General features: G+C 71.9%; 17 protein-coding genes. 6 read left to right on the top strand and 11 right to left on the bottom strand.

Translation table 11 applies throughout. From position 1 onward, the window contains the following. Positions 1-96 precede the first annotated feature (96 nt). The gene (locus U8525_RS07575) at positions 97-1023 is read left to right on the top strand and encodes a DUF1684 domain-containing protein (RefSeq protein WP_374263107.1); all 927 of its coding nucleotides are present in this window, start codon (positions 97-99) and stop codon (positions 1021-1023) included. A gap of 75 nt (positions 1024-1098) precedes the next feature. Here the strand turns inward: U8525_RS07575 and U8525_RS07570 are convergent, their stop codons facing one another. Both U8525_RS07570 and U8525_RS07565 read right to left on the bottom strand, forming a co-directional pair. Next, entirely contained in the window at positions 1099-1941 is an 843-nt protein-coding gene (locus tag U8525_RS07570) for a hypothetical protein (RefSeq protein ID WP_374263104.1), read from the bottom strand. Positions 1942-2398: 457 nt separating this feature from the next. After that, positions 2399-2977: a type 1 glutamine amidotransferase domain-containing protein gene (locus tag U8525_RS07565; RefSeq protein ID WP_374263101.1), complete on the bottom strand. Its 579-nt coding sequence runs from the start codon at positions 2975-2977 to the stop codon at positions 2399-2401. Between the two features lie 165 nt (positions 2978-3142). On the opposite strand from U8525_RS07565, the gene U8525_RS07560 reads away from it, so the two are divergent. Then, on the top strand, positions 3143-4309 hold the full coding sequence (locus tag U8525_RS07560) for a sorbosone dehydrogenase family protein (RefSeq protein ID WP_374263098.1): 1167 nt from the start codon (positions 3143-3145) through the stop codon (positions 4307-4309). Here the strand turns inward: U8525_RS07560 and U8525_RS07555 are convergent. Then, entirely contained in the window at positions 4306-5109 is an 804-nt protein-coding gene (locus U8525_RS07555) for an ABC transporter permease (RefSeq protein WP_374263095.1), read from the bottom strand. The two genes, U8525_RS07560 and U8525_RS07555, sit on opposite strands and share 4 nt — an antisense overlap. After that, entirely contained in the window at positions 5106-5876 is a 771-nt protein-coding gene (locus U8525_RS07550; protein WP_374263092.1) for an ABC transporter ATP-binding protein, read from the bottom strand. Before U8525_RS07550 ends, U8525_RS07555 begins: the two co-directional genes overlap by 4 nt. Before the next feature lie 170 nt (positions 5877-6046). Here U8525_RS07550 and U8525_RS07545 point away from each other — a divergent pair, with 170 nt between their 5' ends. Continuing rightward, positions 6047-7636 carry a cation:proton antiporter gene (locus U8525_RS07545; RefSeq protein ID WP_374263089.1) on the top strand — a complete coding sequence of 530 codons (1590 nt, stop codon included), beginning with the start codon at positions 6047-6049 and terminating at the stop codon, positions 7634-7636. Further along, a complete protein-coding gene (locus U8525_RS07540; RefSeq protein ID WP_374263087.1) occupies positions 7633-8772 on the top strand; it encodes a cyclic nucleotide-binding domain-containing protein in 1140 nt (379 codons plus the stop codon). Before U8525_RS07545 ends, U8525_RS07540 begins: the two co-directional genes overlap by 4 nt. Before the next feature lie 15 nt (positions 8773-8787). Here the strand turns inward: U8525_RS07540 and U8525_RS07535 are convergent, their stop codons facing one another. The 5 genes from U8525_RS07535 to U8525_RS07515 all read right to left on the bottom strand — a co-directional run bounded on the left by U8525_RS07535 (position 8788) and on the right by U8525_RS07515 (position 15092). Further along, positions 8788-9339 carry a hypothetical protein gene (locus U8525_RS07535; protein WP_374263084.1) on the bottom strand — a complete coding sequence of 184 codons (552 nt, stop codon included), beginning with the start codon at positions 9337-9339 and terminating at the stop codon, positions 8788-8790. A gap of 71 nt (positions 9340-9410) precedes the next feature. Then, complete coding sequence (locus U8525_RS07530; RefSeq protein WP_374263082.1) at positions 9411-10583, bottom strand: tetratricopeptide repeat protein; 1173 nt, start codon at positions 10581-10583, stop codon at positions 9411-9413. A 50-nt stretch (positions 10584-10633) separates the two neighbouring features. Next, a complete protein-coding gene (locus U8525_RS07525; RefSeq protein ID WP_374263079.1) occupies positions 10634-12349 on the bottom strand; it encodes an aldehyde dehydrogenase in 1716 nt (571 codons plus the stop codon). A gap of 86 nt (positions 12350-12435) precedes the next feature. Then, a complete protein-coding gene (locus U8525_RS07520) occupies positions 12436-14706 on the bottom strand; it encodes a M56 family metallopeptidase (protein WP_374263077.1) in 2271 nt (756 codons plus the stop codon). A 5-nt stretch (positions 14707-14711) separates the two neighbouring features. Beyond that, positions 14712-15092, bottom strand: a complete 381-nt coding sequence (locus tag U8525_RS07515; RefSeq protein WP_374263074.1) for a BlaI/MecI/CopY family transcriptional regulator — start codon at positions 15090-15092, stop codon at positions 14712-14714. Positions 15093-15409: 317 nt separating this feature from the next. Here U8525_RS07515 and U8525_RS07510 point away from each other — a divergent pair, with 317 nt between their 5' ends. Further along, entirely contained in the window at positions 15410-16027 is a 618-nt protein-coding gene (locus U8525_RS07510) for a hypothetical protein (RefSeq protein ID WP_374263072.1), read from the top strand. Positions 16028-16146: 119 nt separating this feature from the next. After that, positions 16147-17496, top strand: coding sequence for a hypothetical protein (locus U8525_RS07505; protein WP_374263069.1), 1350 nt, complete (start codon positions 16147-16149; stop codon positions 17494-17496). 19 nt (positions 17497-17515) lie between these two features. Here U8525_RS07505 and U8525_RS07500 read toward each other — a convergent pair whose 3' ends face one another. Beyond that, on the bottom strand, positions 17516-19126 hold the full coding sequence (locus tag U8525_RS07500) for a phospholipase D-like domain-containing protein (RefSeq protein ID WP_374263067.1): 1611 nt from the start codon (positions 19124-19126) through the stop codon (positions 17516-17518). Between the two features lie 60 nt (positions 19127-19186). Then, positions 19187-19423, bottom strand: a complete 237-nt coding sequence (locus tag U8525_RS07495) for a chaperonin (RefSeq protein WP_374263064.1) — start codon at positions 19421-19423, stop codon at positions 19187-19189. Positions 19424-19595: the final 172 nt, after the last annotated feature.

Below are 19595 nucleotides of genomic sequence, written 5' to 3'. Positions count from 1 at the left end.
GCCTTCGCACGGCGGGAGCACGGCGCGCAACGAAAGCCGGCGCCTGTTACACCTTGTCCCCAGCGCCCCACTCCCCTCCTCCGAGGCCCCTTTCGCATGAGCACCCTCGCCCTGGTCCTGTCCCTGGCCCTGCAGGCCTCGCCGCCCGCGAAGCCCCTCCCCAAGCCCGCCGCGCAGACGGCGCGGACGAAGGCCCCCGCGGAGGACCTCGCCGCCGCCACCCAGGCGTGGCAGGCCGAGCGGCTGCGACACCTGACGTCGCCGGACGGCTGGCTGACGCTGGTGGGGCTCACGTGGCTGAAGGAGGGCGAGCAGACGGCCGGCTCCGCGCCCGACAGCGCGGTGCCCCTGCCCGCGCCGGTGCCGGCCAGGGCGGGGACCTTCGTGCGTCACGGCGACGCCGTGAGCTTCCAGCCCGCGGAGGGCGTGGCCTTCACGCTGGAGGGCAAGCCCTTCACGGGCGGCGCGCTGAAGACAGACGACCCGGGAGCGCCGGATGTGTTGCGCCTGGGCAGCGTGAGCTTTCAGGTCATCCACCGGAAGGACCGGCTGGGCGTGCGGGTGAAGGACTCGGAGGCCGCGGCGCGCAAGCAGTTCCACGGCATCCCGATGTATCCGGCGAGCGAGGCGTGGAAGGTGGAGGCGCGGCTGGTACCGGACGAAGAGCCTCGCACGCTCAGCGTGCCCACGGTGCTGGGGTACGCGGAGGAGATGAAGTCCGCCGGCACGCTCGTCTTCACGGTGGCGGGCAAGGAGCACCGCCTGATGCCCGTGGCGGAGGAGGGCTCGGACGAGCTGTTCATCATCTTCGGCGACGAGACGAACCGCGACACCACCTACGGCGCCGGCCGCTTCCTCTCCGCGCCGCTGCCGGACAAGGACGGGCGCGTCGTGCTGGACTTCAACCGCGCCTACAATCCGCCGTGCGCCTTCACGCGCTTCGCCACCTGCCCGCTCCCCCCGCGCGGCAACCGCCTGGCCCTGCGCGTGGAAGCCGGCGAGCAGCGCGCGGGCGACCACTGAGCCGTTGAAACGCCACCGCCCGTCTCCCCTTCCGGGGAGACGGGCGGAATGGGCCTGCTCCAGGGCGCTGAAGCCTCAGAGCTGGATGTTCTTCTCCAGCTCCGCCATCCGGAAGCGCGCCATCGCCAGGTTCGAGTTCGCGCGGTGCAGCGCGATGTAGAGGAACAGCCCCTCGCGGGACGTGAGCGGCCGGAGGATGTGGTACTGCTCGCCGAGGGTGATGAGCATGTCCTCGATGCGGTCCTTGATGCCCAGGGCCTTCATCGTCTTCATCTTCGCGCGCACCACCTCCGTGTTGCCCGCCGCCGCCGCGTCGACGTTGAACCCCGCGGCCCCGAGGCTCCCCAGCGTCATCCCGCTGTTCGCGTCCACAAGACAAGCCGCGAACGCCCCTTCAATCTTCATCGCCTCTTCCAGCGCCTGCTTCACATTCGCCATGACTTCACCTTCCAGTAGAACGGGGGGACCCGAGATGGACTGCGACTGCGGAACGGCCGGTTGTGTCGGCATTGCTTCGGTTGTCAGCTCCGCCAGCTCGAACGTCAGCTGGCTGGAGTAGGAGCGCGGCTGCGGCACGAAGAGGGCCTGGGCCTCCGTCAGCCCGAAGAGCACCCCCAGCTGCGCGCCCACGTGGCGGCACAGCAGGTCTCGCAGCGTGTCGCGCGGCACCAGGCCCCACGCCACCAGCGTCTCGCAGAAGTTGCCGCCGCTCTTGCGGCACTCCGCCATCACCTGCTCGACGTCGTCGCGGCTCACCAGGTTCGCGTCGATGAGCGCCGTGGAGAAGCTGCGCGCGCCGGGGCCCGTGAGCACCGTCCACGCCACCTTGCGCTCCACCACGAAGATGCGGCCGGAGACCGTGGTGGACTTCACCACCACCTCACCGCCCAGCTTGCTCTCCAGCGCTTCGTTCAGCACTGCGCGGACTACCTGACGGGGCTGGGACGCGACGTTTCGAGGAGCCGGATTCATGGAGAGCGTCCACAGTGACCGCCCGTGTGGGCACGGTCCGTCGAGAGGTCGATGCAGACCGGAGAATAAACAACCCCGCTGCACAATGGCAACTCAACTGTAAAATTCAGGGATAAAATGACTCCCCTGGGGTTGGAGAAACCCCGTACTAACGTCTGAGTGTCTTGTATCGGAGAACCAAAGACAACGGAACAATTCCAGATCAACAAAAGCCTGACGCAGCGCCCCGACAACGCCATGCGTCCGCGGGCGGGCAGGCCGTCCCGCCATGTCCTCCCTCTGGAGACTGGGGGCAGGGAGGGAGCGCGGCGTCCGCCGCCGGGCCACGACAAAAGTCCCTGGGGCGCGCGTGGCACCCCAGGGACCCAGGTCCTGTAAGACCATGTTCCGCCCTGTTGGCGGCTCAGTGCACGGGGGGTGCGCGATCCGCGGCGGCCTCCGGGGCCAGAGGTGACTCCAGACGTGGGGCGATGCCGTCCTTCAGCTGGCGCAGCAGCGCGGCGCTGAAGGCCTCCAGGTCCTCCGGCTTGCGGGACGTGATGAGGTTGCCGTCCTCCACCACCTGGCGGTCCACCCAGCGCGCGCCGGCGTTGATGAGGTCCGTCTTGATGGAGGGGAACGAGGTGACGGTGCGCTCGTCCGCGATGTCCGCCTCCACCAGCATCCACGGCGCGTGGCACACGGCGGCGATGGGCTTGTCCGCCTTGAAGAAGTCGCGCACGAAGCCGACCATGGCGATGTCCATGCGCAGGTGGTCCGGCGAGTAGCCGCCGGGAATCAGCAGCGCGGCGAAGTCCGCGGCCTTCACGTCCTTCACCGCCTTCTCCGCGCGGAGCTCCGCGCCCTTCTTTCCCTTGAGCGTCTTGCCTGCCTCCACGCCGATGACGACGGGCTCGTGGCCCGCCTGCTTGAGCTTGTCGTAGGGGACCTGGAACTCGGAGTCCTCGAAGTCGTTCGCCACGATGACCGCGATGCGCGCCATGGAATTGCCTCCCGCCGGGCCCTGGTGTCGTTGAACCCGCCCGAGCAAGGTGCCCACGACAGGAGCCGGGACAACGCCATCCCGCACCGTCTTCCAGTCGCGAGCGCGCTCGCCTGCCCCCCTTCCGGGTCGGTGGGCCGCGTTCACCAACGCTAGATTGTCCCCATGCGCTCCCGACGCCTGCTCCTGTCCGCCCTCATGGTGCTCACCGCCTCCGCCTCCGCCTGCCGCAAGAGCCAGGCGCAGGGGACGGCCTCCGCCGCGGACTGCCTCCTGGTGGAGGACGGCTGGGGGCCGGACGGCGGCGTGCCCATCACCGTGGACGTGGTGGCCGAGGGGCTGGAGGTCCCCTGGGGCGTGGCCTTCCTGCCGGGCGGAGACGCGCTCATCACCGAGCGGCCGGGCCGCGTGCGGCTCCTGCGAGGAGGCCAGCTGCGGCCCGCGCCCGTGGCCACGCTGCCCCTGTCGGCGAACGGCGAGGGCGGCCTGCTGGGCATCGCCGCGCCCCCGGACTTCGCGACGAACCGCCAGTTCTACCTGTACGTGACCACCCAGGCGGACGGGAAGGCGCAGAACCGGGTGGAGCGCTGGACGCTGTCACCGGACGGCACGAGCGCGACCTTCGAGCGCGTCATCTTCGCGAACATCCCGTCCGCGAAGTACCACGACGGCGGGCGGCTGCGCTTCGGACCGGACGGCATGCTGTACGTGGGCACGGGGGACTCGCGCGACCCGGACCTGTCCCAGGACGCGGCCAGCCCCGCGGGCAAGCTGCTGCGGCTGACGCCGGACGGGGCGGTGCCCCAGGACAATCCCTTTCCGAATTCGCCCGCGTTCCTCCTGGGCGTGCGCAACACGCAAGGCTTTGACTGGAGGGACGCCACCACGCTGTACGTCACCGACCACGGCCCCAGCGGCGAGACGATGCGCTTTGGCCACGACGAGGTGAACGTGGTGAAGGCGGGCGACAACCTGGGCTGGCCCGGCATCTACTCGTGCGAGACGCGGAGCGGGCGCGTCACCCCGTCGCTCACCTTCGACGACGCCATGCCCCCGGGCGGCGCCGCCGTCTACACGGGCAGCGCGATCCCGGAGTGGCGGGGGTCGCTGCTGGTGGGCACGCTCAAGTCCCGGCACCTGCACCGGGTGGAGTTCGACGCGCGGGACCCCCGGCGCGTGACGCGGCACGAGGTGTACCTGCGAGACACCTGGGGCCGCCTGCGCGACGTGCTGATGGGCCCGGACGGCCACCTGTACGTCACCACCAGCAACTGCGACGGCCGGGGCGAGTGCGGCCCGCGGAAGGACCTGCTCCTGCGCGTCCGGCGTTAGCTCACGCTCTCCGCGCTGTAGCGGGCCAGCAGGCCCGTGCGCACCGCGTAGCGGTACACGCGCTGGAAGACCCAGCCGGCCACCACGATGTCCAGCAGCGCCAGCGCGAAGCCCCAGCCGAGCGTGGCGCCGGAGAACTCGCCGCCGGCCACCAGCGTGCGCACGCCCTCGAAGACGTAGGACGGGGGCAGCAGCTTCGCGACCCACTGCATCCACTCCGGCAGCGTGGACAGCGGGTAGAAGACGCCCACGAACGGGGACAGCAGGCTGGGGATGGGCCAGACGAACCACTCCGACGCGGGGCCCAGCCGCAGCACCAGCGCGCTGCTGAGGATGCCCAGCGCGATGCCGAAGAGGAACAGCACCATCACGAAGGGGATGAACATCGCCCCGTAGGCCGCGAAGGACAGGCCGAACACCGCCGTGGACATCAGGAGCATGACGGCGAGGCCGATGGCGCTGGTCACGATGCTCGTCACCACCAGGCCCCCCACGTACTCCGGCAGCGTGAGCGGCGTGGCGAAGACGTTGAGGAAGTTGCGCGACCAGACGTCCTCGAAGAAGCCCGTGGTCAGCCCCTGCATCACGCGCGCGAAGAAGTCCCAGAGCAGCACCGCGCCCAGCAGCGCGGGCACGAAGTCGTAGCCGGAGGAGGTGACCTGGTTGAGGTACCGGGTCATGAAGCCCCACAGCACCATGTCGATGGCCACCCACGCGAACAGCGGCACCACGCGCGCGAAGTTGCCCTTGTAGAGATAGAACTGGCGCAGCGCGATGCCCGCGACGTGGCTCAGGTTCATGGCGCCTCGCTCCTCTCCAGCGACAGCGGCTCGTTGGCCACCGCGATGAACAGCTCCTCCAGCGTGGACCTGCCGTGCTCGCGGGGCAGCGTCTTCGGGTCGCCCTCCAGCAGCACCCGGCCGCGCGCCAGGAAGAGGACGCGGTCGCAGACGGACTCCACCTCGTACATGTTGTGGGACGTCCACAGCACGCCGCTGTCGCCCCTCGCGGCGAAGGCCTTGATGCGGGTGCGGATGTCCAGCGCGGTGGCCGGATCCAGCGACGCGGTGGGCTCGTCCAGCAGCAGCAGGCGGGGCTCGTTGAGCATGGCCTTGGCCAGGGACACGCGCGTCTGCTCGCCGGAGGACAGCACGCCGCACTTGGTGTCGCGGAAGCGCTCCAGGTCGTACTCCTCCAGCAGCGCCTCGATGCGGGCGGACAGCCCCTTCACGCCGTAGATGAGGCCGAAGACGCGCAGGTTCTGGGCCACGGTGAGGTTGCCGGGCAGGGGCGCGTAGACGGCGGCGAAGTTGGTGCGCGACAGCGCCTTCACCCGCTGGGTCTCCAGGTCCGTGCCCTCGATGCGGATGGTGCCGGAGGTGGGCTGGAGCACGCCCAGCAGCATGTTGATGGTGGTGCTCTTGCCCGCGCCGTTGGGGCCCAGGAGCCCCACGATCTCGCGGCGGCGCACGTCGAAGGAGATGCCGTCCACGGCCGCCCGGTCGCCATACCTCTTGCGCAGGGCCGTGACGGAGAGCACCAGGGGGTCCAGCGAGCCGGAGTTCATCAGGGCTGCTGCTGTACCACGCGGACGCCCCGCCGCCAGGGCGTGTTTCAAGGGAGGGAAGGCAGGCGGGCGGGGCCTCGGGGCGGGCGACGAAAAGCGGACGGTGGCCGTGCACGGTCCGCGTGAATCTGGAAAGCTTCGCGCCCTCCCCTGGCACTGATGGAGCCCACGTGCTGCTGGAAGTACCCATCCTCATCGGCCTGATGGTGGCCGCCATCGCACTCGCCATCGCCGCCAAGCGGGCCAGCGTGCCGTACAACGTCGCGCTGGTGCTTGGTGGCCTGCTCATCTCCGTCGCACACCTGCTGCCGGGGGTGCCCCCGCTCAACCCCCAGGTGGTGTTCCTCATATGCCTGCCGCTCCTGCTCTTCGAGGGCGGCATCACCGCGGACCTCAACGGCATCCGCGCGAGCGCGGTCCCCATTGGCCTGCTCTCCACCCTGGGGATGATCCTGGCCATCGGCGCCACCGGCGCCGCGCTGCACTGGATGCTGCACCTGGCGTGGGGGCCCGCGCTCCTGCTGGGCTCCATCCTCGCGGTGACGGACACGGTGTCCATCCTCTACGCCTTCCGTCGCGCGCCGGTGCCCGGGCGGCTGGCGGGCATCATCCAGGGCGAGAGCCTCTTCAACGACGGCACCGCGCTGGTGGCGTACACGGCCATCGCGTCGGTGGTGGCCGGCGGCCTGGCGCCCTCGCTGGGGTCCCTGAGCGGCCACGTGCTGCTCGCCTCGGTGGGCGGCGCGGTGGTGGGGCTGGCGCTGGGCCTCCTGGGCGGCTTCGTCATCCGGCGCGCGGAGGATCCGCTCGCGGAGATCATGGTGACGACGGCGGTGGCGCTGGCGTCCTACCTGATGGCGGAAGAGGTGCACCTGTCCGGCGCCATCTCCGCGGTGGTGGCGGGGCTGGCGGTGGGCGTGACGCTGCGGCGGGAGGTGCCGCCGCAGAGCCAGGTGGCCATCCACTCCTTCTGGGAGTACGCCACCTTCGGCGTCAACACGTTCCTCTTCCTCTCCGTGGGCCTGGACACGCGGCCGGAGGCGCTCCAGGGGCACCTGCCGGGCGTGGGCATCGCGGTGGTGGCGGTGGTGGTGGGGCGCGCGGTGGCCATCTACCTGCCCTTCCTGCTCCTGCGGCTGCTCAAGCCGGCGGAGTCCATCCCGGTGCGCTGGCAGCACGTGTTCCTGGTGGGCAACATCAAGGGCGCGCTGTCCATCGGTCTGGCGCTGGGGCTTCCGGAGACCACGCCCGCGCGCGAGCAGATTGTCTCCATCGCGTTCGGCGTCACGCTGGTGTCCATGGTGGGCCAGGGGCTGATGCTCACGGGCGCGCTCAAGGCGCTGGGGCTGTTCCAGCAGGACGCGGTGGCGCTGGAGATGGCGGAGCAGCGCGGGAAGCTCATCGCCAGCCGCGCGGCGCATGTCGAGCTGGACGCGCTGCACTCGCAGGGCCTGCTGCCGCGCGCGGCCTATGAGCACCTGCGCAGCGAGTACCAGGTGAACATCGCCCGGGCGGAGCGGGAGCTGCGGCGCATCAGCGAGCAGCACCTGGCGGAAGGGGCGAAGGACCTGCTGAGCACGCGCCGGCGGCTCATCGACGCGGAGCGCACGGCGTTGCAGGGCGCGCGGCGCAACGGGCTGATCCCGGAGGCGACGGCGGAGGAGATGCTGGCGCACCTGGACGCGCGGATGTTGGACCTGGAGAAGGTGCTGCACGGCGGGCACGCGAACATGGACAGCAAGGAGCACAAGGCGTCATGAAGATCGTCATCGCGGGGGGAGGACGGGTGGGCGGCGCGCTGGCGGCGCGGCTCGTGTCGGAGCAGCACACGGTGACGGTCATCGAACGCGACGCCGGCATCTGCTCGCGCCTCTTCGAGGAGGTGGGCGTGGTGACGGTGTGCGGGGACGCCACCAACCCGCGCGTGCTGGAGGCGGCGGGCATCGGGACGGCGGACGTGGCGGCGGCGGTGCTGGCGCACGACCCGGCGAACCTGGCCTTCGCCATGCTGGTGCGCTCCACGTCCAGCGCGCGCCTGATGGTGCGGATGCTGGACACGAGCTACCGCGACGCGTACCGGCTGGCGGGCGTGAAGGAGCTGGTGGCCGAGGCGGACGTGGTGGTCTCGAAGATGACCACCGCCATCGACTTCCCGCAGGTGTCCGGGTCGCTGCCGCTCAGCAGCGGCGACGCGCTCCTCTTCGAGCTGGCCATCCCCGTGCGCGCCCGGGTGGCGGGGCAGACGGTGGCGCAGGTGCGCGGCATGGGGGGCTTCCCGCGCGAGTGCATCTTCATCGCGCTGGTGGATCCGCAGGGCCACACCGCGCTGCCGGAGGGCAACACGCAGCTGAAGGCGGGGCACAACGTCATCCTCGTGGCGCGGCGCTCCCAGGTGGCGCAGGCGGTGGAGTTCCTCACGTCGGAGCCACCGCTGGGCGCGGGCCTGGCGTCGTCGCTGGCGATGACCCTGCGCAAGCTGGACTTCCTGGCGCCGCTGAGTGGCGAGGAGCTGGAGACGGTGGCGCGCGGCGCGGAGCTGCTCCAGACGCCCGCGGGCACGGAGCTGTTCCGCCAGGGCGACGCGGGCGAGACCTTCTACGTGGTCATCTCCGGCGAGGTGGCCATGAAGGACGGCAACCGGCAGACGGTGGCCACGGTGAAGCAGGGCGGCTTCTTCGGAGAGCTGGCCCTGCTCACGGGCGAGCCGCGCAACGCCACCGCCGTCACCACCATGCCGTGCGAGCTGGCCGCGGTGGGCCGCGAGGACTTCCGCGGCGTGATGATGGCCAACCCCGCCGTCGCGCTGGAGATGAGCCGCATCCTGGGCCAGCGCCTGTCGCGGCTGGGCGGCCAGGCCCTGCAGCAGCACAAGCGCCGCGGGCTGTTCGGGCGGTGAAGGACGAAGCCCGCCTCAGGGGGCCTGCTTGAGGCGCCCGCACACCGCGGACGCCGCCAGGAAGCCCACGCTGAAGGCGCTGCGGAAGCGGTCGTAGAGCCTCCCCACGCCGGGCACGTTGGCGATCATGTCGCCGAAGCTCCACATCTCCTCGTGCGCGTGGATGAGCGGCAGCACCTCGCCGCCGTCCTCGCCGCGCTGGAGCGTGAAGTCGTAGACCAGGAGGGTGCGCAGCGGGTACGTGTAGAGCCACGCGAGCTGCTTGAGGTTCATCACCCCGTCCACGATGGCCCGCCCGCGCTTCCCATCCGGCTCCAGCTCGACGTTGAGCTGGAAGATGTCGAAGTCGAAGCGGAACATGCAGTGGAAGCCCGCCGCGCCCTTGCGGTAGGTCTCCTTGCCGCCCCCCTTCTGCCAGGGGTCGGTGAAGGTGATGTCCTCCGAGAGCATCGGCAGCAGCTCCGCGTCCAGCACCGACGCGGGGATGGACGTCGTGTAGAGCAGCCGCGTCACCTCGCGAAAGCGCGCCTCGAGCTGCTCGATGAGTGCCTGCTCCGCCTTGCGCATCACGCCTCCCCCCGCGGTTGGACCGCGCCTGAAGGTAGGCACGGGCGTGGGCCGGGGGAAGACGGCCCGCGTCAGCCGCCCAGCTCCGTGAGGAGCTGCGCCGCCTGCTCCTTCACGGTGGCGTCCGCGCCCAGGGACTGCGCCTGCTTCGCGTGCCGGGTGGCCTCCGCCCGGTCGAACGGCTGGGTGGCGCGCGCCAGGTTCAGGTGCGTGAGCGCGTCCTGCGGGTTCGCCTCCAGCACGCGCTCCAGCAGCACGCGGGCCCGCGCGTGGTCCTGGTCCCCCATCAGCAGGCGCACCAGGTCGTTGGTGGGGCCGGGCTCGTGGGGCGCCGCCGCCACGGTCTCCTCCAGGAGCCTGCGGGCCTCGGCGCGCTCGCCCAGGGCCTCGTGCGCCTGCGCCAGCGAGTGGCGGATGTCCCACTGGTGCGGCGCGCGCTGGAGCGCCTCGGCGAAGAGGGCCTTCGCCTCCGCCAGGTCCCCGGCCAGCATGCTCGCCAGGCCGTGCAGGTGGACGTAGCGGACCTGCGCGGGGTCCAGCTCGCGCAGCTCCAGGATGGTGCGGCGGGCCGCGTCCTGGCTGTTGGCCTGGAGGTAGAGCCGGAAGAGGTCCTGCAGCACCGCCACGCGCGTGCGGCCCTGCGCGTGCTCCAGGGCCTTCGTGGCCGCGGCGATGGCCGCGCCGAGCGCGCCGTTGGCCGCGTGCGCGCGCGACAGCATCAGGTGCGGCAGGGACTCCTGGGGCGCCAGCGCCGAGGCCTGCTCGAAGTGCGTCGCCGCCGCCGCCGTGTCCTGGCGCTGCATCGCGATGCGGCCCAGCTCGAAGTGCGGGTAGACGCTGTGGGGCGCCACCACCGTGGCGGCCTCGAAGGCGGCCTTCGCGCCCTCCAGGTCCCCGCGCTCGGCCAGGAGCGTGCCCAGGTTGAAGCGCTCGAAGTAGCCGGCGGTGGGCGCGGCGGCCAGCGCCTTGAGCGTCACCAGCGCCACCGGGTCGCCGGCCTGCGCCTTGAGCATGGCCAGGTGGGCCTGCGCCTCCGTGTTGTCCGGCTGCACCTGCAACAGCCGCGTCACGGCCCCCTCGGCCTCCTTCGCGGCGCCGGTGCTCAGGTGGGTGCGCACCAGGCCCATCAGGCAGTCCACGTCCTTGGGGTCGATGGAGAGGCCCTTCTGGAAGCTCTTCACCGCCTCCGCGGGCTGGCCCTGCTGGAGCAACTGCCCACCCTCTTGCGCGTACCTGGATGCCATGGTCCCCTACCTACCACGAGCCCCCCGATTCCCCGCCTCCCCGCCTGCCCCTACCGGCGCAGCGCGGCCAGGGCGACACCGGGGACCTTCCACCAGGACGGGGACTGCTCGAATTCCACCAACCGCCGGCCCAGCGCCGCCACGCCCTTGTGACCGGGGACCCACGGGGGCGCGGGCAGCGACGTGAGCGGGGCGCGCAGCACCGCCTTCTCGATGGACTCCAGCATGAAGGTGTTGTGCACCCAGCCCTGCCCGCTCTGGACGTCCCGGGGCGACGTGGACGGGTGGCCGCCCCAGGGCAGGCTGCCCAGCGCGTACGCCGCCGCGGGCCAGGTGTTGATGGCCACCGTGCCGTAGCGCAGCTCCCGCACCGCCTTCTCCACCGCCGCGCGCACCCGGGGCTCGCGCAGCGTCCTCGGGTGGACGATGAGCGTCACGTTGAGGGTGCCCCACACCTTCTCGTTGAGGAACGCCACCGCGGCCTCCAGGAAGGCCACCGGCTCGTCGGAGCCCGGCAGGCCCGTCTCCGACAGCACCGTGCACCAGGGCTCGTGGCGGAAGACGCGGTCGTCCGTCCGGGAGGGGTCCACGTCCGGAATGAGCGCGTACGCCAGGTCGCCCTCGCCGGGGTTGCCCACCAGCCGCAGGTTCGGGCGCGCGTCGGTGAACTGGTGCCAGCGCTCCCGCGCGCCCGGGTAGTACGCGCGGCGCACGGGCGCACGGGCCAGGCTCGCCTGGATGCGGTCCACCAGCGCGCCGCGCTTGAGCCAGTCCCTCGGCTGCACCAGCAGCTTCGCCGCGTTGCAGTTGAAGGACGCGTTGTTGGAGACCATGCCCGCGATGTCGTCCGCCTGGAAGCGCAGCTCGCCGTCGGAGTACGGCCCCGGCACCACCACCACGGGGGAGATGTTGCCCAGCTCGCTGGACACGGGCTTGCCGAGCAGCGGTTCGTTCCTCCTCCGGCGCTCGTCGGACTCCGGGCCGGGCGGGCCCCACACGAGCGCGTCGTGGGTCTTGTCGCTGCCGGTGATGTGCACCTCGTCCACCGCGTCGTGGCGGACCAGCTGCGCGCCCTCCTCCGCGCCGCCGTACACGATGGCCAGCGCGTCGCGCGCGATGAGCGGGGCGAAGGCCTGCTCCAGGAACGGGCCCAGGTACGCGTTGACGGGGTTCATCTTGAGCACGCAGACGGTGCCCTCGACGAAGAGCTTGTAGAGGCAGTCCAGCGGCGGGATGGAGTTGACGTTGCCGCCGCCCAGCACCGCGCAGACCCGGCCCGGGTGGGGCTGGCGGTAGAAGGACGCCTGGTGCTCGCGCAGGTTGGCCGCGGTGACGCCGGGCTGGAAGTAGACCTCGCCCGTGGCGCCGGGCAGCAGCATCCCCTCCAGCCGGTCGCGGGGGAACACCCGCGCGGCGAGCCGGCCGTCCTCCAGCGTGCGCAGGTGCTTCGGGGGGATGACGGGCGCGCCGTGCCGCTGGATGTCCTTCAGCGCGTCCGAGAGCAGCCGCAGGGTGCGCACCACCACCATGGGCCCGGCGAGCCACTCCTCACCCGCGAGTGGACCGCCGGGGTCGATGCCCTTCGCCTCGCAGGCCGCGCGCACGCTGGGCTCCGCGATGGCGACGTACGCGTGGCGCAGCTCCTCCAGGAGCCGGATGCGCTCCGTCAGGGCGAGCTTCACCCACGCGCTCGAGCCCTCACGGACCCGGCGCACCAGGATGTCGAGGGTGGTGCGGGACGTGGACTGCGGGACGGCGGCGGACATGGCGACCTCCGAGACAGGCTTCACACCGGGTCCCGGTATAGGGAACCCCCGCGTGCGCCGTCACCGTGGGGCCGCGCCCTCCGTCCTCAGGTGGGCAGAGGCTCGGCCAGGCCCTTGCGGATGGCCTCGTCGATGACGGCCATCACCTTCTTCAGGTTCTCGCGGCTCCGGGCGGCCTGCTGCTCGCCCAGCTCCCCCTGCTGCGCACCGAGCTTCGCCTGCTGCTCGCCGAGCTTCTCCTGCTCCTCGCCCAGCGCCTCCATCTTCCTGCTGAGCGCCTCCTGCTCCTTGTCGAGCGCCTCCATCTCCTTGTCGAAGGACTCGTCGCGCTTGTCGAGCTCCGCCTCCTGGCGGGCGCGGTCGGGGCCGTCCGCGAGCCACTGGAGGCGGGCGCGCTCCACGGCGAGCTCCGCGCGCTTGGAGGCGATGGCGGCGTGCTTCGCCGCGAGCTGCGAGATGGGATAGGCCAGCTCCGCCTGCTTCTGGCCCAGCGCGGCCTGCTGCTTGCCCAGGGCCGCCTGCTTCTCGCCGAGCGCGCCCTGCGCGTCGCCCAGCCTGCCGGCGTCCTCCAGCAGCTTGCGCACCTGCTCCAGCGTCTTCGCGTCGCGGATCAGCATGGGCTTGTTGTCGCGGCGCACGAAGAGCAGCTCCTTGCCCTGCTGCTTGAAGGTGCGCGCCAGGTACAGGTCCTCCGTGGAGCCGGCCATCATCGTGCGGCCGTCGGAGAGGTACGCGAAGGTGTCGCCGTCCTCGAGCCCCATGTCCGGCGGCGCGGGCGGCGCGGGAGGACGCGGCGCGGCCGCGAGCAGGGGCGGCAGCGCGCCCCGGACCGGAGGCGCGGGCGGCGCGGGCGGGGTGGGCCTGCCACCGACCGGCGGCGCGGGCGGCGCGGGCGGCGCCGGAGCCAGCCTGTCATGGGCCGGGATGGGCGCGGGCGCGGGCGGCGGGACGAGCGCGGTGAGCCGCGTGGCGCGCGGCGTCCCCGGCGAGGCAGGAGGCGGCGCGGCCTCGGGCGTCCCGGGCGCCTTCGCGGCGGCGTGCTCCGTCACCGCGGGCTTCGGCGTCGCGGTGGAGCTCGACGTGACGGTCGTCCGGGGCGCCGGCGCGGCGTCCTCGGGCAGGTGCCGGACGATGCCCACCTTGATGGGGGTGGGGGTCGCGTCCTTCGCGGCGGGCGCGGCGCCCTCCGCGGGCGCCTTGGCGACGACCTGGAAGGGCATCAGGACCACGGCGCCGAGGGCGAACAGCGCCCCCTTCAGCCACCGGCGGGGTTGGGTGGGGACGACGTCGACATGTTCCAGCATGCGGAGCCTCCTGTGCAGCGCGTGAAGGTGGGCCGACGCCCCGAGCGCCGCTGCGCTGCCCGGAGGCCGGGTGATGCCAAAGGCGATGAGCAGTTCGCCGTAGTCCGCGGGCTCCGCGCCGGTGAGGCGCAGCGCCTCCGCGTCGCACGCCTCCTCCCGGGCGAGCGCGTACTCACGGGCCGCCTGGCGCGCGAGCGGGTGGAAGAAGAGGACCGTCTCCGCCAGCGCCGGCACCCAGCCCAGCCACAGGTCTCCGCGCCGCAGGTGCGCCACCTCATGCGCGAGCGCCATCCGCAGCGCGGACTCCGGCAGGTCGCGCAGCGCCTTCGCGGGCAGCACGATGACCGGCGACACCAGCCCCGCGGCCAGCGGGCTCACCACCTCGTCCGACACGAGCAGCGTGGGCGGGCGGCGCAGGCCCGCTTCATTCGCGAGGAACTCCGCCTCCTCCTCCAGCACCGGGTGACGCAGGGGCCGCGCCCGCTCCCGCATGCCCCGCACCTGACGCCACGCCCGCACGTGGCCCCGCACCTTCCACGCCACGCCCGCGCCCCACAGGACGAGCAGCGCCCACCCCAGGCCCACCGTCCACGGCTGCGCGCGCAGCGACGCCACCGCGCCCTGGAGGAAGGCCGCGAGCCGCGCGCGCGTCGAGGGGACTTCCGGGGTCACGACCATGGAGGCCTGTGTCTGTCCTTGCGACGACACGGACCTGGACACCTGGATGCGCGTGGCGGCGGCCGGCGTGGCGCGCAGCAGGAGCATCTGGCCCGAGGTCTGGGATGAGGCGCCCGCCGCGCGGACCGTCTGGGATTGCGCGGGCGCGGTCTCCACGGGCAGCAGCGCCAGGGGCATGGGCCTGGGCCAGCCCAGCGTGAGCACGAACTTGAGCGCCACCAACCACCACAGGCCCGCGCGCAGGGCCGCGGGCAGGCGCGGCACCGTCCGGGCAATCACCCAGACGGCCAGCGCGCACAGCGCCCCCTGCCACGAGGCGCGCCACACCGACTCCGACCACGACGACCACCACGGCGAGGTCATGAGAGGCGTCATGAGGCTCACTCCTTCCGCTTCTGGCGCAGGCGCGCCACGACGTCCTGGAGCTGCTTCAGCTCTTCGTCGGACACGTCCTCCGTCTCCGACAGGTAGGTGACGAACGGCGACAGCGACCCGCTGAGCGAGCGCTGCACGAAGTTCCCCACGACGTCGCGCAGCAGCGCTTGCGGCGCCACCGGCGAGGCGTACTGGAACACCCCGTCCACCTTCGTCCGCGTCAGGTGCCCCTTCAGCCGCAGCCGCTCCATCACCGTCAGGATGGTGGACCGCGCCAGCCCCTGCGCCTCACCGAAGCGCTCGGCCACCTCACCCACCGTCGCCGGGCCGTGCTCGGCCACGTACCGCAGCACCGCCAGCTCCTGCTCTCCCACCGGCTTCTTCATGCGCCCTGCCCTTCATGACGACAGCTGTAGTCATGAAGCAAGGTACGCCTGACTACAGGCGTAGTCAAGCGGGGTGTCCGCGGCTGGCGGACGCGGCCTGTGTCCGGGCTTGCGGGCTGGCCGGAGAAGCCAGGCGCGATGCGAGGCATTGGCGTCCTCATCCGGGTCGCCTGGCCAGCACCCGGGCGCTCGTCTCCCCGGCAGCTCAGGTACGGGTCGGGTAGCGGGAGCCCGTGTGCGTCCTTGTCCCTGCCGGAAGGGCGTCCCCACTTTCCGATAGCCGACTTGAACCCACCCGACACGCACGGAGATTTCCCATGAAGCTTCCCCTGCTGGCGGCGATCGCCGCCCTGTCGCTGTACGGTTGCAGCCACAACTCCAACACGCGCGAGGCCTCGTCGCCGGAGGCCGGCGCCATGGGAGGCTCGGGCAGCGCGGGCAGCGCCCAGGACACCGGCGGGAGCGTCGACTCCTCGTCGTCGGACACCTCGCGGCAGGAGCTGCCCGGGGAGACGGGCAACGTCAGCGACCTGGAGAAGCGCGACCGCATGAACGCGCCCACCGTCTACGAGGGCGAGGCCACCGGCGGCTCCGGCGCTCCCGACGAGGCCGTGAAGACCCGGGACGGCCAGAAGTGGGACGTGCAGCAGAACACGCCCACCGAGCTGGGCGACCCCCAGTCCCCCTCCGGCGCGGTGAACCAGAACCGCGACCCGAATGAGCAGGGCAACCTGGGCACCGAAGGCGACCTGGGGGGCACTGGCGGCTCCGGCTCCACCCGCACCGACGGCAAGAGCGACGTGAGCGACGAGAGCGACGAGAGCGACGAGAGCAGCTCCGGCGCCATCAACAGCGATGTCGACAGCCCGCGCACGGGCACCTCCACGGACAAGTCCCAGGTGGAGACGGACGCCACGCCGGATCCGACGAACTGAACGCGCCCCACGCGAAGGCGGATACCCGGGAAAGCCTGCTCGCGGGTCGTACCGGGTATTCGTCTGTCCACCCCGCCCCTCGCCAACTAGAGTGAGCACCAATGACTGGTGCTCCCTTCGTGGCTCTGCTCGCCCTGCTTCACTCCCAGTCCTCCACCGTCGAGGAGGTCCCCAATGATCCGCAGCAGGAGACCGCCTCCGCGCCGGAGTCCTCCGGGGGAGCGGAGGAGTCCGGGGGCATCGGGTTCCGGGCGCTCCTGGAGGTGGGGCCGCTGAGCTTCCCGTCCGGGACGCGAGGCGGGAAGCAGGACCTGTTCGGGTACGCGTATCCGTCGCTGGGCGTGGATGGCGGCGAGGACTTCGCGTTCATGCTGGGCGCGCCGCTGCGCTTCCGGCTGCTGGACAGCGAGCCGAAGCAGAAGGACGCGGACTACGGCGCGTGGCTGCGGCGCGAGGACTGGGACGAGCGCAGCGACTATGGCCAGGTGGTGCGCCTGCTGCGCATTGGCGACGAGTCCGGCCGCTTCGGCCTGCGCGTGCAGCCGTTCCTGGAGGAGTCCCTGGGGCGCGGCTACCTGGTGAACCGCTACGACAACCAGCTGAACCCGGACTACCACCCGGCGGGCGGCACGCTGTCGTTCACCGCGGGGCCCGCGCGCGTGCAGCTGCTGGCCAGCGACGTGCTCGCCGCGCGGGTGTTCTCCGGCGAGCTGCTGCTGGACATCGGCCGCATCGCCAGCGACAGCGAGGCGAGCTTCGACCGCTACCTGGTGCGCGCGTCGGCGGCGCACGACTTCGGCGAGGCCGGCGGGGTGACGCCGCAGGCCACGGTGGCGTCCGTGGGCGGCGAGTTCGCCATGTACAAGGGCGAGCGGCTGCGCTCGTGGGCCCTGCTCGCCGGCGGCGCGCGGCTCAACGCCGGCGCGCAGGACGTGGGCGGCCTGCTGGGGGTCGCGTTCGAGGGCAACTTCAAGGGCACGCAGCTCAGCGTCACGGTGCAGGGGCGCCGGCAGGGCGGCGGCTTCCGCTTCGGCTACTTCGGCGCGGGCTATGAGCTGGCGCGCTTCTCCGCCGTGGGCCTCTCCGAGGAGACCCAGGCCGACCAGCGCGTGCCCAAGGACTTCTCCGGCTACCTGGAGGTGTCCGTGGCGCGCGGCGACGGGCCGGACTCCCCGGAGGTGGTGGCCAGCGGCGCCGTGGAGTACTCCGCCTTCGGCCGCGCGGACGGCGACGTGTCCCTGAGCTTCAGCAGCCCGGGCGGCGAGTCGCGCGGCATCGCGCGCGTGGTGGTGATGGGCCTGGGCGACCGGCCCCGCTACTCGGTGGCGGCGGAGTTCCGCCAGCGCGTGCTGCCCGCCATGTACGTCTGGGGCGCGGGCGCCACGGTGCACTTCCCGCAGCCGGACGGCACGCTGGTGCGCGGCGTGAGCGCGGGCGCCGGCGTGGGCGTGGACTTCGCCCGCCGCTAGCCCGCGCGAGCGCCGCCGCTCAGCGCCCCGCCGTCCCGCCCTCCTCCTGCCCTGGTGCGCAGGGCAGGATGGCGCTGTGCCGGGCCGTGGCGCACGACTTGCCCACCAGCCACCGCGACAGCAGGCGCACGCCCGAGGCGAAGAGGCCGTCGTCGCCCTTGTGCAGCGCCTCGAAGAGGGACTCGTCCAGCACCGACTCCTCCGGGTCGATGAGGAGCTCCTCCGGCTCCAGCGGCTTGAAGAGGGGGTTCTGGTCGAACACCGTCTCCAGCGGGTGCGGGCGCAGCCGGTGCCGTCCCTCCCGCGCCAGTTGCTCCAACGCCTCCACCACGTGCGTCGCGTCCGCCAGCGGGCGCAGCGCGGCCACGCCAAAGAGCCCCGCGTGCTCCGCCATCAGCGACACGCGCACGCGGCGGATGGCGCGCGACACCGCGTCCCCGGGCGCCTCCGCCTCCCAGCTCAGGTTGAGCTCCGAGTCCAGTCCCAGGCTGCGGTTGGTCGTGTTCGCGGAGCCGATGGTCATGAAGGCGTCATCCACGACGAGCACCTTCGAGTGGATGTACGTGAAGACGTCCGAGCCGTCCTCGTCCTTCGCCGCGGAGCCGTACACCGCGAAGCCGTGGCCCGTCTCGGAGGCCACCTCGCGCAGCGAGCGCAACAGGCGCACCTGGGCCACGCCCATGGCGATCTGCTCGCGCAGCGCCTCCGGCTGACGGGGCAGCACCAGCATCACCTGGAGCCGGGGCCGCCCGGCCGCGCGCATGCGCTTGACGAGCGCGTCGTAGATGGCGCGTGAAGAGAAGTACTGGTTCTCGATGTAGATGAAGCGCTCGGCCGCGGCGATGGCGTCCACGTACAGCGCGCGGATCTCCTGCACCTCCTCCTGCGGAGGCAGGAGGGTCTTTCCAAAGGTGCGGCTGATGGCCACCGGGCCCGGAGGCGCGGGCATCGTCGCCTCGAAGGTCAGGTCGTCGCGGTTCACGGGCTCCAGGTGGAGCTCGCCACCGCCCGAGTGCGCCCAGCGCGCCTCGAACAGCTCCGCGAGCGGCTTCACCGCGGGGCCCGTCAGCACCGTCTGCACGTCGTGGTAGGGCCCGTGCGGGTCGCGCCCGGAGTCGCAGCGCAGCGCCGAGCGCGCGGCGTGGTCCCGGTCGTCCCAGCGGCAGTCACACACGTCCATGCCCCCGGTGAACGCCATCACGCCGTCGACGACGACGAGCTTCTGGTGATGGGCGCCGTAGAGCGGACTGGAGGAGTCGAAGCGGAAGCGCAGCCGCTCGTTCGTGGTCCAGTTGAAGAGCACGTTCTGCATCCACTCGCGCTCCATGGCGAGCAGCATGCTGAAGTCCCAGGCGAGGATGTAGACGTGCAGCTCCGGGTTCTCCCGGCACCGCTGGTCCAACAGCGGCAGCAGCCGGACCTCGCCTCCGTTCGCCTCCTCCAGGTCCTCACCGCGCAGCAACGTCACGTCGCTGTCGAACTGCCAACCGGTGATGACGATGGAGCGGCGGGCCTTCCGGATGGCCCTGTACAGCTCTCGGTAATAGGCCCGGGCGTCCACCAGCACGCCCGCGTCATGCGTTTCCGAACGCGTCCAGCAGTTGCGTCCGGGGATGAGGATGCGTTTCACGTCGGTCACCTGGCCCTGGAGTGGATCCCTGAGGTCGTCCGCGCCCGGCCGGCGGAGGCATCACCCCACGAAGACGATGTGCCTTCCGGTGGCCAGCGTCATGTCGGTCGAAGAGACCACCTTGGCGACCTTGCGAGCCTCGCCTCCCACGGTGTCGAAGGCCGCGGCGATCAGATCGCCGAGCGTCACCTGCACGCGCCTGGCCTGCTTGCCCGCGCGGGACACGGCCTTCACCGTCTTCGCCTTCATCTGACGGGCCTTGCGCTGGATGGTCTGCTTCTGGGTCTTGGTCGCCATGGTCTTCGTTCTCCGAGGATGAAGTGTCTGCCCGTCTGCGTGCTGCCCCGTACCGCCCCGTCCTGCCCCTGCCCGCCCGTACCGCCGTGCTGCCCCGTACCGCCCTGCCCCTGCCCGCCCGTACCGCCCTGCTGCCCCGACCCGCCCCGTCCTACCCGCCACCCCGCCCGCC

Source organism: Corallococcus sp. RDP092CA, from assembly GCF_041903675.1.
Taxonomy (GTDB): Bacteria; Myxococcota; Myxococcia; order Myxococcales; family Myxococcaceae; genus Corallococcus.
The sequence above is the reverse complement of the archived record's forward strand: the minus strand, read 5'-3'. Positions and strand labels throughout refer to the sequence as shown.

Bases quoted from the DNA above. Each gene is read 5' to 3' on its own strand.
- U8525_RS07575 (WP_374263107.1), top strand. From the start codon at position 97: ATGAGCACCCTCGCCCTGGTCCTGTCCCTGGCCCTGCAGGCCTCGCCG.
- U8525_RS07565 (WP_374263101.1), bottom strand. From the start codon at position 2,977: ATGGCGCGCATCGCGGTCATCGTGGCGAACGACTTCGAGGACTCCGAG.
- U8525_RS07560 (WP_374263098.1), top strand. From the start codon at position 3,143: ATGCGCTCCCGACGCCTGCTCCTGTCCGCCCTCATGGTGCTCACCGCC.
- U8525_RS07555 (WP_374263095.1), bottom strand. From the start codon at position 5,109: ATGAACCTGAGCCACGTCGCGGGCATCGCGCTGCGCCAGTTCTATCTC.
- U8525_RS07550 (WP_374263092.1), bottom strand. From the start codon at position 5,876: ATGAACTCCGGCTCGCTGGACCCCCTGGTGCTCTCCGTCACGGCCCTG.
- U8525_RS07540 (WP_374263087.1), top strand. From the start codon at position 7,633: ATGAAGATCGTCATCGCGGGGGGAGGACGGGTGGGCGGCGCGCTGGCG.
- U8525_RS07535 (WP_374263084.1), bottom strand. From the start codon at position 9,339: ATGCGCAAGGCGGAGCAGGCACTCATCGAGCAGCTCGAGGCGCGCTTT.
- U8525_RS07530 (WP_374263082.1), bottom strand. From the start codon at position 10,583: ATGGCATCCAGGTACGCGCAAGAGGGTGGGCAGTTGCTCCAGCAGGGC.
- U8525_RS07525 (WP_374263079.1), bottom strand. From the start codon at position 12,349: ATGTCCGCCGCCGTCCCGCAGTCCACGTCCCGCACCACCCTCGACATC.
- U8525_RS07520 (WP_374263077.1), bottom strand. From the start codon at position 14,706: ATGACGCCTCTCATGACCTCGCCGTGGTGGTCGTCGTGGTCGGAGTCG.
- U8525_RS07515 (WP_374263074.1), bottom strand. From the start codon at position 15,092: ATGAAGAAGCCGGTGGGAGAGCAGGAGCTGGCGGTGCTGCGGTACGTG.
- U8525_RS07510 (WP_374263072.1), top strand. From the start codon at position 15,410: ATGAAGCTTCCCCTGCTGGCGGCGATCGCCGCCCTGTCGCTGTACGGT.
- U8525_RS07495 (WP_374263064.1), bottom strand. From the start codon at position 19,423: ATGGCGACCAAGACCCAGAAGCAGACCATCCAGCGCAAGGCCCGTCAG.